This is a genomic window from Azorhizobium doebereinerae UFLA1-100 (assembly GCF_000473085.1).
GTDB lineage: Bacteria > Pseudomonadota > Alphaproteobacteria > Rhizobiales > Xanthobacteraceae > Azorhizobium > Azorhizobium doebereinerae.
This window is the reverse complement of the sequence record NZ_AXBA01000043.1, coordinates 15,571-30,274: the sequence shown is the minus strand read 5'-3', so window position 1 is coordinate 30,274 and position 14,704 is coordinate 15,571. Positions and strand designations below refer to the sequence as shown.

The following is a 14,704-nucleotide window of genomic DNA, read 5'->3' as shown; positions in this document are numbered from 1 at the left end:
CGACGAAGCCCTTGGCCGTATCGGAGCGCCTGACGATCTCGATGGTCCAGCTTCCGTGGCCGCGCATGGCGTCCTTGAGCTTGTCGCCGGCATAGCCGCCGTCGGCGAAGATGTGGCGCAGCCATGGATGCCGGAATCGGATCGCCTCGAGCAGGCCTGGAGCGCCGTCGCGGTCCTGAACATCGGCCCCGTGGACCATGACGAAGATCAGGAAACCGAGCGTGTCGGTGATGATGTGGCGCTTGCGTCCTTTGATCTTCTTTCCAGCGTCATAGCCGCAAATCCCGCCGCTTTCGGTGGTTTTGACGCTCTGGCTGTCGATGATGCCGGCCGTGGGCTGGGCTTGCTTGCCCGCCATCTCGCGCGCCGCCATCACCAGAAGCTGGTTGATCGTCGCCAGAAGACCGCTGTCGCGCCAGGCGTAGAAGTCGCTGCGCACGGTCGAGACCGGCGGAAAGTCGCCCGGCAACGTGCGCCACGGGCAGCCGCTCGACGCGATGAACAGGATCGCCTCTATGACGTCGCGCATCTGCGTCCTGCGAGGCCGCCCGCCGGGCCGCGGCGGAGGGATCAGCGGCGCGACGACAGCCCATTCCCGGTCCGTCAGATCACTTGGAAAACGCAGGCGGTCACGGTTATGCTCGGCGCGAGCGATATCGGTCCAGGCCATCGGAAACACCATTTGATTCAGAACCAAACGGGAATCACAACCTGCTGATATCGCTCAACTCCTTTTCAATCGGGCTCTTAGAAGTTTCCCGACGCGGCTTCCTTCAGGATCAGCTTCTCCAGCGTCAGGTCCGAAACCGCCTTGCGCAGCCGTTCGTTCTCCTTCTCCAGATCCTTCAGCAGCTTCACCTGATCGCTCTTCAACCCGCCGAACTCCTTGCGCCAGCGATAATAGGTGAACGCCGTCACCCCGATGGCCCGGATCGCCTCCGCAACCGGCCGCCCCTGCGACACAAAAACGTCGACCTGCCGAAGCTTCGCGACGATCTCTTCCGGCTTGTGCTTCTTCTGCGCCATCGCGCCATCCTCCAAAGGCTCAAAAAGCCTACTTCACGGAGGACCTCTTTTCAGGGGGCAGGCCACCCGCACCTACACCACGTCAGGGGACACGATCCTGATGCCGACGGCCTTGTGCGCCCGTATGCCGGAAATCGTCATCTCCGACGCGCAATGCCGCCCCCCATTTTGGGACGGGCAATGGTAAAGGTGGCGCGCCTTCCCAACGATAGAGCGGTAGATAACGCTTGGAATGGAGGTTCTTGTGACGTGCTCCCGTGGCCCGGCATGCGCGAGGGCATGTCGCCACGTGGCGTCATCCTGCCGGCCAAATCATCAAAGATGACGGGCGGGCGGTTCACGCTTGACGGGCCTGCGGAGGTTGCGCAGAACCGCACTAACGCTCCGGGATGCTTGGAGTCGGCTGAGACGTGTGGGGCGGTGTGGCGATGACGCGGTGGACCCATGGCTTGATCAATCGCCTCGTCCTTGCCTGCGATCTGACGATGCTCTTCCTGGCCGCGTTTCTGGCCAGCTTCCTTTCGGTCGATGCGACCGTCGGGCAGATGCTGGTCCTGACTGCGGCCGCAGCTCTGGTTTTCGTGCAGATCCTGAGCATCGGCGGTGCCTACCGGGTCGAGCACTACCGGCGGCCGCTCCGGCAGGTCGGCCATGTCCTCATCGGCTTCCTGCCGGCCGCCGTGGTGGGCGGTCTCATCTTTCACATCATGGTGCCGAAAGTGCCGCTGCAGCCGAGCGGCATCTGGGGCTGGGCGGTGGTGGGACTTGCCGCGTTGCTGTTCGGGCGCCTCGTCCTGGTTTTCTTCGGCGTGGGCCTGGTGCACAGGCACAGCTTGCTGCGCCGAACCGTAGTCCTGGTGGGAGATCCCGCCCGCGCCCGCGCCTTCGTGGATCGGTGCAATGAGGAAGGCGAGGAGCGCGACCTCCTCACCTTCCTCGGGATCTTCGACGAAGAGCGCTGCGAGACGGCGGGCGCCGGCGGCGCCGGACATGATGATACGATCTATCCGCCCATGCGGGGGGATCTGCGCGACCTCCTGGAATTCGCCAAGCACGAACAGGTGGACGTGGTGGCCATCGTCGAGCCCTGGAGCGACCCGAGCAAGATCACCCATTGGGCGAGCCAGATGTACCGGATCGCCGCCGATGTGGTGGTGGACCTCGACCCGAACAGGTTCACGCTGAATTTCGCGCGCGTGGTGAGCCTCGCCGGCCAGCCGGCCCTGCAAGTGCAGCAGCGCCCGTTGAAGGGCTCCCTTGGCCTTCTGAAGGCGCTGGAGGATTATGTGGTTGCCGTCGTGGGCATCATCCTGGCGGCGCCTATCCTGCTCATCGCGGCCATTGCCATCAAGCTGGATTCGCCCGGCCCCGTCATGTTCCACCAGCCGCGTGTCGGATTCAACAACAAGGTCTTCAACGTCTACAAGCTGCGCACCATGCGCATCGACCCGCATGACGACGGCTCGGAAGGCACGCTGAAGGAGGATCCGCGCATCACCCGCGTCGGTGCCATCCTGCGTCGCCTGTCGATCGACGAACTGCCGCAGCTCTTCAACGTGCTCAGGGGCGAGATGTCGATTGTGGGGCCGCGGCCTCATGTGCCGAATATGCGCGTGGCGTCGGACTTGCGGTACGAAACGGTGGATCGCTATGTGGAGCGTCACCGTGTCAAGCCGGGCATCACCGGCTGGGCGCAGCTCAATGGCATGCGCGGGGGCATCCGCACGGTCGAGAAGGCTGAGCGGGGAGTTGAACTCGACCTCTATTACATAGAGAACTGGTCCGTATGGTTCGACATCAGGATTATGCTGCTCACCATCACCAGGGGCATGGCCGGGCCGTCCGTCTTCTGACGCTGTTCCTGGCGTTCTGGGCTGTGGGCGGTCAGGCGATGGCCGGGCAGCGCCCTTTCGTCGCCTATCACACCAGTTGGTCCGAGATCGCCACCGCCGAGCCGGAGGAAACCTCGCTGGCCCGCCTGCCCGGCTATTATTCCCACGTGGCGCTCAGCTTCGCGAAGCCGGACCTCTCCTATGCGGGCGATCTCGACCTCAAGGGCACAGGCTTGCTTTATCCGTATTCCGGCGCGGTGCTGAAGGCCGCCATCGTCCGGCTGAAGGCGCGCCATCCCGACACCAGGGTGCTGGTGGCGGTGGGGGGCTGGGGCCAGTTCGCCTGGGATCGGCTCGATGCGCCGGCCCTGGCGCGCCTGGTGCGCGACCTCGGGGCCGACGGCGTCGACATCGACTATGAGACCGATGCGCCTGGCTGCGTGCTGGCGGCCCGCCGGGTCACGTGCCCGGACGATGCGCTGGCGGTGCGGGTGGTGGAGCAGATCCGGGCGGTGCTGCCGCGCCCCTTCGTCGTCACCGCAGCGGGATGGAGCGTCGGAGCTTATGGCGAGGGAGAGTTCGCATCAGCCCCTCCGCGCAGCCCCTGGACGGGCTCCATGCTGGCCGTGCTGCGCGCGCCGGTGGCGCGGGAGCTCGATCTCATCTCCATCATGTCCTATGACGCCGGGCCGTCCTATCGGCCGGAGCAGGCGTTCCGCGCCTATCGCAGCCTCTACAAGGGGCCGCTGGCGCTGGGCATCCAGGTGGAGCCGGGCACATCCGGCGGGCCGCGCTTCACGCTCGGCTACACGGTGCGGATGTTGCGCGCCGTCCTAAATGACCCCCAGGCGGGGGCCATGCTCTACGGCCTGCGCCTTACGCCGCCGGGGCCTCCCGGCCCCGACAATCCGGACTACCGGGACCTCTCCGTGGCGGTCTGCGTGACCCTGGCCCTGCCCGATTGCGCCCAGCCGGTGCCGTGAGCGCTGCCGCCCTCAGGGGAGCGGGCGGCCCTGAGGATGGCCGGCGACGATGTTGCAGAACTCGTTCGGACGGCTGGAAAGCGCCCGCAGCGACCCGTCGTCATTCAGGCGGAAGAAGGCATAGCCGAGGCTGGCCAGTGTGTTCCACGCGGCGGCCGGGTCGCCGCCGGCCTTGAACAGGGTGGGGCAGTTCATCTCGAAGATGACCGTCGGGTGCCAGGTCCGCAGCGTCTCCAGCCCGCCGCCGATGACCAGGCCTTCGGCGCCTTCCACGTCGATCTTGATACAGTCCACGCGCTCGACCTGCTGCTCGGCCACCAGCAGGTCGAGCGTGGTGAGCGGCACCTGCTCGCTCTCCGCGCCGGAGCCGTCGTCGATCAGCGAGAAGGCCTGTGGATCGTCGCCAAGAGGATTGTGATGCAGCGCCGCGGTACCCATCGTGTCGGAGAGTGCCTTGCGCACGATGGCGATGTTGGAGAAGCAGTTGAGGGCGCGGTTCGCGGCCAGCAGGTCGCCTGCCGCCTGGCCGGGCTCCACCGCCACGATCCATCCCGCCGTCGGCGCCATCTTGAGCGTGAACAGGCCGATATTGGCGCCAACATCGATGAAAATGTCGCCTTTGCGCACGAACTTCTGAATGTAGCGCAACTCCGGTTCCACCTTGTCCCGCAGCAGGAAGGCGGACACCGAGGTGTAGCGGAAGTCGGCCGGCACCTTGAGCCTGGCGCCGCCGGGCACCAGGCTGAACGCCGGGCTGTGGCCGAGCGGCACATAGATGGCCCATCGCAGCGCCCGCGCCAGGACGGTGGCGGGCGCCTCCCGGAAGGCGGGTTCAGCGAAGAGTTTCTGGAGCCGTCGCAGCATGGCCGATTCCAATCGTGCGCCTTTGGGCGGTTCGGGTGAAGGTGGGGCCGCCGGTGCGGGCGGCGGGAGCGGATTTCGCGCGGCGATCCAGATAGACGGCCAGCGCCATGACGGTGGCGAGCTCGCCGGGCGTGAAGACGAGCGAATAGACCGTCGATGTGATGATCAGGAACAGCACATAGTCGGCGAGCGCGGCGACGAAGGGATCGCCGCTGCTGCGAGCCGCCTTGTACACGGCAAGGAAGCCCCAGACGTAAAGGCCGAGCAGCAGCAGGGCACCGGCCAGCCCGTATTCGAAGATGACGCCGACCCAGCCGAGGTCGGCGATGTAGAATTGGGCGTTGCCGAAGATGTCGGCCAGCGTCACCGCGCTGAAGCGCGTGGTGGCGCCGACCCCGAATATCCAGTGCCACACATCCGTGCCCAGGAAACCCGTGGCGAGGGCGAAGGAGTTCTGGCGCACGGACAGGGAGCCGCCCAGCCACTCCGTGAAATGGTCTCCATATTGGAGGAAGAAGGCCGCCGCGGCGAGGGGCGCGAAAAGGCCGGCGGCGGCGATAGCCATGCGGCGCGGCTTGGCCGGCAGCGAGGAGAGCACGCCCCAACCCGTCACCAGAACGGCGGCGCCAATGGAAGCGCGCTGCTTATAGATGATCAGTTCCAGTGCCAGGATCGCGAGGACGCCCGCCGCTGGCCACAGGCTGGGCCGCCGCATGAAACGGCGCACGAGATAGAAGAGTAGCAGCATGCCGAAGAACATGGGCATGTAGATTCGGTAGCCGCGTTCCTGCTCGAACAGCATCAACTTCCCCTGGGAGGGATCGCTCGTGTACCAGGAGGTCGGCGCCACCATCCAAAGCAGAAGCATGATGGTAATCGTGGCAAAGCCGAGCGAGATACAGGCCTGACGTAGGCGCTCTTCCTCGGGAGACAGCCACAGCAGCAGCGCGGACAGGCCGAAATAATAGGTGAAAGGCCAGACCTTCACGGTGGTCGTCAGCGCATCGAAGAAGCCGTTGCCGAGCTCGATCATAGAGATCAGCGGCGTCAGGCCCATGGTATAGGCAAGCAGCAGCGCATAGCCGCTCTTGGCCGGCAGCGGCAGGCGGACGATCGCCCAGATGGCGAGCGGTGCCATCAGCACCGGCCAAGCCTTGGACAGCAGGTAGGCGGGCGGAATTTCAATGAGATAATAAAAGCACTGTGCGAACAGCGGCAATATCACGAGCAGCAGGACCCAGGTGAAGACGGGAGGCAGGCGTTCGCCGGCGTGGGCGCCCGCCGGCCCGCTGGCCGGATGGCGCCGCGGCATGACGAAGCGTAGCTGGCGGGCGGGAGCGGCGGAGGTCATGGCACGCGTTTGCGCCGTGAGGCGTCCATGCCATAGGCCGTCGGATTGAGCCGGGCCTTCGCCACAATGAGAAGGAGCGGCAGTGACTCGACGAACACCCGCCGGGCATGACCGATGGGGTTGCGCAGCAGGCGATACAGCCATTCGAGGCCGAAGGTGCGGAAGAAGGCGGGCGCGCGTTTGACGAGCCCGGTGATGAAATTAAGCGAACCGCCGATGCACAGGCCGGTGCCCACGGCTTCCGGACGGCGCTGCACCATGCGGGCGAGATATTCGCCGCGCGGCGACCCGACGGCGAAGAAGACGTAACGCGCCGGATGCCGGAGCACGAAGTCGATGCAGGCCTCCACCTCGCTCGGCTTATCCATGAAGCCCATGGGTGGATTGTGGACATGGAGCTGCGTCAGGCCGAATTGCGCCACGAGGCGCCGCCGCAGTTCCTCGCCGCCACCGATGATGGTGATGCTGTCCGAGGGCTGAATCCGGTGCGTGAACAGCTCCTCGGTCAGGTCGCTTCCGGCGCAGTGGGGCAGGTCGAGGCCGAAGACGATGCGCGCGCAGGCGCGCGGTACCTTGCCGTCCAGCAGCCGCAGCCAAGCATGCGCATAGACGTCCTGAAAGCGTGCATCCTTCAGTTCAACGAGCAAGGTGAAATGCGAGGCATTGGGCGTCACCACATAAGCGAAGGGAACACTCGCGCCGCGGTCGGCGATCACCTCGGCCGCTTCCACGGCCGTGAGGCAGGAGATGCGCACGCGGAGGAACGTGGCTTCGGTGATGGACACACCTCTATTGTTCGTCTCGCTCCCCAACACCGCCACGCCCGCTTCGCTGCTTTGCCTCACATGGAGGCGGTATAGCACGACGGCAAATCCGTGAAGCGGTCCCCTTCGCGATGCGTTAGGGAATGATGGTCCCGCCGCTGGTGGAGGTGGAGTAGCTGCCCAGCGTGTAGCTGAAGCTGCGCTGGAAGGGCACGACCTTGTTGATGAACTGGTCGATCCACAGGTCCAGTTCGGCGATGGAGCTGCGCGGCACATAGATGATGTCGCCGGCCACGAGCTGCACCTCGCCCTCGTCATAGGCGCCTTCAATCACGTCGCGCAGGTTCATGGTGCGCAGCATGGGGGCGTTGTTGAGGCCGCGGCGTATTACCGCAATCTGCCCGAGACGGGCCTCGTCGGTGACGCCGCCGGCCAGCAGCACCGCCTGTAGCGCGTTCAGCCGCAGGTCGGTGAGGCGGTAGGAGCCGGGGTGGGCCACCATGCCGCCCACATAGATCTTGGACGACACCGCGTCTTCCAGCGAGATGACCACCTTCTGGTCGGTGAGGTCGTTGCGCGAGGCGCGGCGGATCATGTCCTGGACGCCGGCGAGGGACATGCCCTCCACCCGGAGCTGCCCGGCCGCGCGCAGGCCGATGGTGCCGTCCGGGGAGACGGTCACGTCCTCGTCCATGTCCCGCGTGATGAAGAACTTGACCTTCAGCTTGTCACCGGGGCCGAGGCGATAGGTGGTCGGCACGTTGACCCAGGGGCGGAAGCCCTGGGGATTGACCTCGGTGAAGGAGATGTTGTGGCCGGTGGCGAACGGCGTCTGGCCGGAATCGCGCGGCGCGGAGGTAGCCGGAGCCGTATAGATCATGGCGGCGGTGGGGGAGCCCGGCGCCTTCACCGCCCCCTGCCAGGAGGCGTCGGAGGCGCTCGCATAGGCGCTCACGTCGGAAGCGGCGGGGAGCCCCGCATCGGCGAGGCTCAACGGGGCGGGATTGGGGGCGGTGGTGGTGCAGCCGCCGAGGGTGAGGCTGGAGGCGAGCAGTGCGACCATGCCGATCCGCAGCCTCGTCCGCATCGGGCCGCAACTGCCCCACGCCCGATAACGGGCGTTGGCGGAGGCTGCAAGAGCGGGGGCGGACATAAGCTGCGGCTCCTCGTCGAAGACCGGCCTGCGCCGCTGGCAGCTGCTCTCCTCGTGTCCGCGCAGGTGGCGGGATGCGAGGCGTGCGCAGACACAGCAGAATCGCCAAGTCGGTCCAATTTGGTAAACCGAAGCTAAATTCTTGTAGTTAATGCGCGGTTAAATCTCAAAATATGCGATAAATCCAGTTGGGTAGGTAGTACTTTCTGCCCATAAAGACAAAGCCCATCAATATTCCACCGCTCTCCATTACGTCCGAGCGTAGGCGCATCGCTGCGGGTTTGCGCGTTTCTTCCGCTCGGATCAGTAGGATATTTGCGTCCACGAGCCGGTTTAGGCGATGCTTCACGGAAGATGCTGCCTGGGCGCTGGAGCAAATGATGATGGCATCGAACTGATCTTCCAATTCTTTCATCATCCGGCGGCCTTCGGTCATGGGAAGGCGGACGCTCAGGAATGGGGAGCGGTCGCTATCGTCCGCCGACCAGAGCAGCGGCACGATGGTGCTGGAGATGGCAAGCCCGCCTTTGGCTTCGGCGGGGGTGTCGGAGCGCGTGTCGCGCGAGGGGGAGTTGAGGTTCACCAGGAGCGTGCGCATCCCGCGCTGGGTGGCAAACTCCTCGGCCAGCCGGCGGCAGAAGGCCGGGATGTCGGGATGCGGTTCCTGGGCAAGGAAATGGAGTGCGCGGAGTGGCCGGCCATCGAGCTCGGAATCCAGCAGCAGCGTGGCGAGGCTACCGACCGCCTGTTCGGCTCGCACCGTCTCCAGGGCATTCGGTCCGTCGCCGAATTCCGCGAGGCAGGGCAGGCCGAGCAACCGTTCCGGCTCGGAGGGCTGAATGAATCCGGTGCGCAGAGCGGAGGCGATGGCGCCGGCGGCCGCGCCGAACAGCACGCCGCCGAACAGGCCCGCCGCCAGGAATGGCAGGGCCATGCTGCGGCCGGTGACGGCGGCTCCGGCGGGCTCGACCACACGAACGTTGGAGGCACGGACCTTCGAGGCGGTTTCCTCCACCTTCGCCGCCACCGCCCGGCGCAGATATTCGCGATAGCCTTCGCTGAGGGTCTCCCGCTGGCGGTTCAGTTCCACCAGGCGCGTTTCGGCGCTGCGCAGGGTGGCGAGGCGCTCCTCGGCGCTCGTCTCCTGCCGCGCCAGTTCATCCTCCTGGCGCGAGAGCGAATCGAGTTCCACGCGCAGGCTCAGCACCATGTTGTTCATGTAGCTGATGGCCGGATTGCGGACGTCGCGGTTGGTGGAATAGAGGCGCGGTTCCGGCCCGGCCATCACCTGCCGGACGGTTTCGATCTTGCGGTCGATTTCACGCAGCGGCGGGCTGCCCGGCGCGAACTGCGTTGCGAGGCGGTCCCGCTCCACCAGCAGGCGGGTCAGGATGTTGCGGTCGTCGTCATTGCCGGAGGCGTCGCTCTTCTGGGTGAAGTCGAAGACCGTTTCCGGAAGGGCCTTCATCTCCTCCTCGGCCGTGGCGAGTTGCGCGCTCACCGCTGCCTTGCGCTCGGCCACCTGGCGGCGGCGCTGGAGCACGCTGTCCACCTGGTTGGCGGCGAGGACGGCGTCCTGGGAGAATTCGATGATGCCGGCCTTCTTCTTCAATGCCTCGATATCATCGTCGGTCCTGGTGAGGTCGCTCTTGAAGCGCTCCACTTCCACCATGAGGATGGAGGCGGTGGGGTTGTCGAACACCTTTCGGCGGTATTCGAGATAGGCCTTCACCAATTCGTCCGTGGCCTTGATAGCCACGTCGCGATTGGGGTTCGTGACGCTGACCTGAATGATGTTGGAGCCGGACAGCACCGTGGTGCGCGTGTTCTTGCGGAAGCGCTCGATGGCCCGGTCCATGGTGCTGATGTCGCCGCCCATCAGCTCGGCGAGGAAGCTGAAGCGGCTCGGCGGGAACAGCCGCTCCAGGCCCACCTGCTCGATGGTGGTGTGGATGACGTCGGCGCTGTCGATGATCTGGACCTCGGATTCCACCTGCTTGAGCCCCTCGATCGAGAGGACGGCGGGGCCGGTGTCGGTGACGTTCTGCGTTGCCACCTCGCGATTGACCATCACCAGGAGCAGGCTGCTGGCGGTGTATTCCGTCTTGGTGAGGACGCTGGCGCCGATGCCGACCAGGATGGGCAGCAGCGCGCCCAGCACCACCACGCGGCGGTGAAAGAAGGCGGCGATGAGGAAATCGCGGAGCGTGAAGGAGGGCGGACGCATGTCGCCCGGAAAGGCGGGCCGGTGAACATCCAACTCGCCGACTTGAGAACCCGTCATCACTCTCCCCGACGCATCGCTCATGGCCACGCCCCCACCCCACCCAACGGCCAGCCTTGCATCCCGGCGGATCGCCGTCCCCGACCATGCAAGCGGCAGAAGATCCACGAAATCCTTAACAAGCTAGGCCAGACGCACGTCTGTCTCCCGGAAGGCTTGCGGTAGAAGGCGCCGGGACATGAGCATGGTTCCGATGGCGCCCTGGGCGATAAACAGCGCGGTCAGCACCGCCGCTCCCATCATGCCATAAGCCGGGATCAACACCGCCCCCAAGATGCAGCAGGTGGCGAGTTGGCCGGCATTCAGCCAGCGCAGGATGCCGCCATGGCCGGTCATCGCCAGCACCACATCCTGGCAGGGCAGAAGGCAATTGATGAGCTGGCCGATTCCCATGACCATTAGCGCCCCGCTCGCGACCTCGAAGCCCGGGCCGATGAGGTGCAGCAGCGGCGCCGGAAACGCCATCATGGCCCCCGCCACCGGCACGCCGCACAGGGCCACCAGCCAGCGGACCCGCCGGTTGAGCGCCCGGAGCGCCGGCCAGTCCCCGCGCCGGTGCAGGCTGGCGATCGAAGGGGCGGCGATGGTGCCCATGGAAATGATCACCACCCAGATCAGCATGGAGATGCGATTGGCGACGCTGAAGGCGCCGACTTCGGCCGGCACCGCGAAGATGCCCAGCACGAGCAGGGGGATGGAATTGAGCGAAACCTGGACGACCTCCACCAGACCGAGAGGCAGCGCAGTGTGCCAGAGCGCCGGCAGGCGTTCTTGGGCGTGGGCGGTCGGATGGACGGCATCGTGGGGCCGGTGGCGCGTGATGAGCCCGATGCCGAGCAGGGTGGCTGCAAGATTGGCCGCGGCGAGGGCGAGGAGCATCCCATCCACCGAGCGAATACCCGCCGCGACCAGGAGGAAGGTCAGCACCGGCCACAGGCCGTTCTGCACGAATTGCGAGGCGACGCCCCGGTTGAGGCCGGAGAGGCCATGGCCGATGACGATGCACAGCGTCTGCGGCAGAATGACCGCCGCCGAAACGGCGAGGTGTGCGCCGAGCTCGGGTTGGCCGAAGACATGCGTGGAGAGCGGGGTGGCGAGGGCGAGGGTCAGGGCCGTGGCGGCCAGTCCTCCCGAGGTCGTGGCGATGATGCCGCGGTGGAGCGCGCGCCGCGCCTCGTCCGCTGCGCCCAGCGCCAGTTCGGCGGCCATGTGGCGCATGATGGCTTTCTCGAAACCGGCCCGCGCAACGGTGGAGATGAGGCCCACCCAGGTCACGCATAGAAAAAAGAGGCCGGCGTCATGGGCGCCGAGGACGCGCGCGGCCAGCATGTACAGGCCGAGCTTTCCAACCAGTTCCAGCCCGCGTACCACAAGGGCCGCGGCATAGGCCCAATAGGTGCGCACGAAGCTGGACATGGAAAAAAGCGACGTCATGCTGTTGTTACGCCTCATGGTACGGCGTCCGACCGTACCCGCCCAGCCCGTGGGCGTGGGATGGGGCGGAGCCGCCAGGATCGGCGCGGGGGTTGCGGCGGGCATCAAACATGCGAGGCGGCGGGCCGCAAGGGGCTTTCGCATGGCCGCGGTCGTGCTCTGGGCCGCCGTGGGAGCAGGACTGGCGCCAGCCGCGCAGGCGCAGGTGCAGGGCATGCCGCGCGGCGACCTGCCAGGACAGATGGGCCTTGATATGGAGATCGATCCCTTTCCCTTCGATCCCCGCCTGGAGATCCGCACCTATTTCCAGAAGCGCCTGCCGACCGAATGGTGGGCGAACGAACCGGAATTCAATCTGGGCGTGTTTTCGGTGGGGATCCACATTCCGGAGACATGGCGCGGCAACCCCACGGGCGCGCTCATGCAGCTCTGTCCGGAGACGCGCAACGAACTCTGGCGCCATCTCAAGCGGATCGAGCTGCGCGCCATCTATCGCCGCGCCGAATGGCCGGGCGTGACCTGCCGGCCGTAACGCTTGCCGGGCGAGGCCGCGGGAGTCGGGCGGCTTGGGGGGCTGCGCCAAGGAGGTCATCGCTAACGGGGATCAGGCGAGTTGCGGTGCCGGGCTGGGCCGGGCCGGGCGGCGGCGGCCCGCCGCCACCCCTATGGCGCGGGCTGGTTAGCTGCCGGTGCCGCCCGCCAGTGCGCGGGCGTAAGCTTGGCGCAGCTCGGCCGCTCCGCGCGTGCCGTCGGTCATGTAGGGATGAACGGCAAATGCGATCAGCCGCTCGGCGCCGCTCCCGCTGGCCTGGATCATCTGGGCCTGAAGGCGCGACATGGTGGTGGAATCCGCAGCGAAGGTCGTGCCGTCGGTCTTGCCCGACGGCTTTTCCGTGAAGAGTTCGACAATGACGTCGAACGTCGCGTCTTTCCGCCGCAACATGGCAAAGAGCGGCTCCAGGTGGGCGTAATTGCCCATGCCGAACACGCCGACTCCATCCTGCACCATCAATCGGAGCGGCACCTCCGGAAGGACTGCGCTCCACAGATCCTCAAGCGTCGCGGCAGTCGGCAGGGCACTGTGAAAGGTCGAGATGGCGAGCGGTGCCGCGCCGCGCGCGGCGTTCACGCGCCGCAGGTAGCGGATGAGAATGTCGCGCTCGCTCGCGTGCTGCCAGCTGTACTGGTCGATCTCATAAGGGATGTAGTAGCCGGCGAAGGCCGGGTGGCCCGCATGTGTGTCCGCGCCGAGGAAGGCGACCCCCTGGTCGGCGGCGCGGGCCATGAAGGCGGCGCGATCGCCCTGGGTCATCGCCTTCCAGTATCCGCCATCATAGGGCAGGCCCAAGGTCACTTTCAGGCCGGCTGCGAGGGCGAAATCCAGGACATCGGCCAGGAGGGCTCCGGACATGGCGTACTTCTCGCCGAACGAGACCCATTGCAGGATGAGGTCCCGACATTGAAGGGCGCCGAACAGGCGGAGGCGTTCAGCCCAGACGGTGGGCGGCAGATCAAGGTCGCTTTTCCAGACCTGGAGGAACGTGCCGTTCAGTTTGCGCGGGAGGTACAGTGGGGCCAGGCTCGACGCGGAAAGCGTGAACGCACCGCTAAACGCAGCCAGCGACAACAGGGCATCACGCCGGGTGAAAAGGGCCATTCCGGCGATCTCGGCAGAAAAAATTAACAGTCATTCATAGAATATGGTTGCATGATACGTCCAGTTCCGCTTTTAAGCGTGTGTGGCGAGGATCCCCCATTTCTTATTCGAAGCCAATTGCATGAAGGTCATGTGCATCTTCGGAACGCGACCGGAGGCCATCAAGATGGCGCCGCTCATCAAAGCCATAGAGGCCGCGCCCGAATTGTCGAGTGCGGTTTGCGTCACGGGCCAGCACCGCTCGATGCTGGATCAGGTGCTGGGCTTCTTCGATATTAAGCCGGACATTGATCTTGATGTGATGCGGCCGGACCAATCGCTGAATGGGCTCATGGCCCGTCTGGTCACCGGGATAGACGAGGCGCTCGCCGACGTCCGGCCGGACTATGTGCTGGTGCATGGCGACACCACCACGGCGCTCTCCGCCGCGCTTGCCACCTTTCAGCGCCGTATTCCATTGGGGCATGTGGAGGCGGGCCTGCGCACCTACGATCTCGCCCAGCCCTGGCCGGAGGAGATGAACCGCCAACTGGTCGACCGGATGGCTCACCGCCTGTTCGCGCCGACGTCCCGCGCCGCCGCCAATCTGGAGGCCGAGCGCCTGTCGGGTGAGATCCTCGTCACCGGCAATACGGTGGTGGACGCTCTCCTGGGGACGCTGGCGCGCATCGACGCGGATGCGGATCTACGCGCCCGCCTCGATCGGCAGTTCTCGTTCCTTGATCCGGCCCGGCGACTCATCTTGGTGACCGGACACCGCCGCGAGAATTTCGGCAGCGGGTTCGAGGGGATCTGCAACGCCCTCGACGATCTCGCTGACCGTGACGACGTGGAAATCGTCTACCCCGTCCATCTCAATCCCAATGTGCGCGAGCCGGTGTTTGCGCGCTTGGCCGGGCGCGCAAACCTGCACCTCGTGGCGCCGCTCGATTATGTGCCTTTCGTCGCGCTCATGCGCCGAGCCAGCCTGATCCTGACGGACTCCGGGGGCATCCAGGAAGAGGCTCCCACCCTCGGTAAGCCTGTCCTGGTGATGCGCGAGGTGACGGAGCGTCCCGAGGCGGTGGCGGCAGGCACGGTGCAACTCGTCGGCACGAGCCCCTCGCGGATCATCGAGCAGGTAAACAGGCTGCTGGACGATGCCGAAGCCTATGGCCGCTTTGCCGGTCTCCCCAATCCCTATGGCGACGGTGGTGCCAGCCGGCGCATCGTCGATGCCTTGTGCGGGCGTGTTCCTGCCCCTTTCATCACCCTGTCCGCTTCGCCGGCCCATCCCATGGATGGCGGTCATTTTTTGCCGTGTCGGCCTTCGGCATCGTTATCAGCCGCCGGCACATGAACCGCTTACGTTCGAGG

General features: G+C 65.8%; 12 protein-coding genes and 1 pseudogene. 4 read left to right on the top strand and 9 right to left on the bottom strand.

Going from position 1 to position 14,704, the window contains the following annotated elements:
• Positions 1-670: IS5 family transposase (locus YU1_RS0123075; RefSeq protein WP_084540069.1), on the bottom strand; the 670-nt coding region annotated here is incomplete at its 3' end.
• An 86-nt stretch (positions 671-756) separates the two neighbouring features.
• Positions 757-1,026, bottom strand: a pseudogene (locus YU1_RS0123070) (transposase); the annotation flags it as partial.
• Positions 1,027-1,475: 449 nt separating this feature from the next.
• Here YU1_RS0123070 and YU1_RS0123065 point away from each other — a divergent pair.
• Both YU1_RS0123065 and YU1_RS0123060 read left to right on the top strand, forming a co-directional pair.
• Positions 1,476-2,879, top strand: a complete 1,404-nt coding sequence (locus YU1_RS0123065; RefSeq protein ID WP_245263427.1) for an exopolysaccharide biosynthesis polyprenyl glycosylphosphotransferase — start codon at positions 1,476-1,478, stop codon at positions 2,877-2,879.
• Between the two features lie 38 nt (positions 2,880-2,917).
• The gene (locus YU1_RS0123060) at positions 2,918-3,841 is read left to right on the top strand and encodes a glycosyl hydrolase family 18 protein (protein WP_035716457.1); all 924 of its coding nucleotides are present in this window, start codon (positions 2,918-2,920) and stop codon (positions 3,839-3,841) included.
• A gap of 12 nt (positions 3,842-3,853) precedes the next feature.
• Here YU1_RS0123060 and YU1_RS0123055 read toward each other — a convergent pair whose 3' ends face one another.
• From YU1_RS0123055 to YU1_RS0123030, 6 genes are all read right to left on the bottom strand, one after another.
• A complete protein-coding gene (locus YU1_RS0123055) occupies positions 3,854-4,705 on the bottom strand; it encodes an FkbM family methyltransferase (RefSeq protein ID WP_029006088.1) in 852 nt (283 codons plus the stop codon).
• A complete protein-coding gene (locus YU1_RS30875) occupies positions 4,674-6,056 on the bottom strand; it encodes a hypothetical protein (RefSeq protein ID WP_051357250.1) in 1,383 nt (460 codons plus the stop codon). The genes YU1_RS0123055 and YU1_RS30875 overlap by 32 nt, the downstream gene beginning before the upstream one ends.
• Complete coding sequence (locus tag YU1_RS0123045; protein ID WP_245263426.1) at positions 6,053-6,919, bottom strand: WecB/TagA/CpsF family glycosyltransferase; 867 nt, start codon at positions 6,917-6,919, stop codon at positions 6,053-6,055. Before YU1_RS0123045 ends, YU1_RS30875 begins: the two co-directional genes overlap by 4 nt.
• Positions 6,920-6,956: 37 nt before the next feature.
• A complete protein-coding gene (locus YU1_RS30870; protein ID WP_051357248.1) occupies positions 6,957-7,883 on the bottom strand; it encodes a polysaccharide biosynthesis/export family protein in 927 nt (308 codons plus the stop codon).
• A 256-nt stretch (positions 7,884-8,139) separates the two neighbouring features.
• Positions 8,140-10,257: a GumC family protein gene (locus YU1_RS30865; RefSeq protein WP_245263425.1), complete on the bottom strand. Its 2,118-nt coding sequence runs from the start codon at positions 10,255-10,257 to the stop codon at positions 8,140-8,142.
• Between the two features lie 123 nt (positions 10,258-10,380).
• A complete protein-coding gene (locus tag YU1_RS0123030; RefSeq protein WP_051357244.1) occupies positions 10,381-11,691 on the bottom strand; it encodes a lipopolysaccharide biosynthesis protein in 1,311 nt (436 codons plus the stop codon).
• Between the two features lie 142 nt (positions 11,692-11,833).
• On the opposite strand from YU1_RS0123030, the gene YU1_RS30860 reads away from it, so the two are divergent.
• Positions 11,834-12,223 carry a hypothetical protein gene (locus YU1_RS30860; protein WP_051357242.1) on the top strand — a complete coding sequence of 130 codons (390 nt, stop codon included), beginning with the start codon at positions 11,834-11,836 and terminating at the stop codon, positions 12,221-12,223.
• 147 nt (positions 12,224-12,370) lie between these two features.
• On the opposite strand, the gene YU1_RS0123020 is transcribed toward YU1_RS30860, so the two are convergent.
• Positions 12,371-13,348 carry a DUF4434 domain-containing protein gene (locus tag YU1_RS0123020; RefSeq protein WP_051357240.1) on the bottom strand — a complete coding sequence of 326 codons (978 nt, stop codon included), beginning with the start codon at positions 13,346-13,348 and terminating at the stop codon, positions 12,371-12,373.
• Positions 13,349-13,469: 121 nt separating this feature from the next.
• Here YU1_RS0123020 and wecB point away from each other — a divergent pair, with 121 nt between their 5' ends.
• Positions 13,470-14,687, top strand: coding sequence for a non-hydrolyzing UDP-N-acetylglucosamine 2-epimerase (gene wecB / locus YU1_RS30855; RefSeq protein WP_051357239.1), 1,218 nt, complete (start codon positions 13,470-13,472; stop codon positions 14,685-14,687).
• Positions 14,688-14,704: the final 17 nt, after the last annotated feature.

Excerpts from the sequence above, each read along its gene's own strand:
- YU1_RS0123060 (WP_035716457.1), top strand. The coding sequence starts at position 2,918 with ATGGCCGGGCAGCGCCCTTTCGTCGCCTATCACACCAGTTGGTCCGAG.
- YU1_RS0123055 (WP_029006088.1), bottom strand. The coding sequence starts at position 4,705 with ATGCTGCGACGGCTCCAGAAACTCTTCGCTGAACCCGCCTTCCGGGAG.
- YU1_RS30875 (WP_051357250.1), bottom strand. The coding sequence starts at position 6,056 with ATGACCTCCGCCGCTCCCGCCCGCCAGCTACGCTTCGTCATGCCGCGG.
- YU1_RS30870 (WP_051357248.1), bottom strand. The coding sequence starts at position 7,883 with ATGGTCGCACTGCTCGCCTCCAGCCTCACCCTCGGCGGCTGCACCACC.
- YU1_RS30865 (WP_245263425.1), bottom strand. The coding sequence starts at position 10,257 with ATGACGGGTTCTCAAGTCGGCGAGTTGGATGTTCACCGGCCCGCCTTT.
- YU1_RS0123030 (WP_051357244.1), bottom strand. The coding sequence starts at position 11,691 with ATGACGTCGCTTTTTTCCATGTCCAGCTTCGTGCGCACCTATTGGGCC.
- YU1_RS30860 (WP_051357242.1), top strand. The coding sequence starts at position 11,834 with ATGGCCGCGGTCGTGCTCTGGGCCGCCGTGGGAGCAGGACTGGCGCCA.
- YU1_RS0123020 (WP_051357240.1), bottom strand. The coding sequence starts at position 13,348 with ATGGCCCTTTTCACCCGGCGTGATGCCCTGTTGTCGCTGGCTGCGTTT.
- wecB (WP_051357239.1), top strand. The coding sequence starts at position 13,470 with ATGAAGGTCATGTGCATCTTCGGAACGCGACCGGAGGCCATCAAGATG.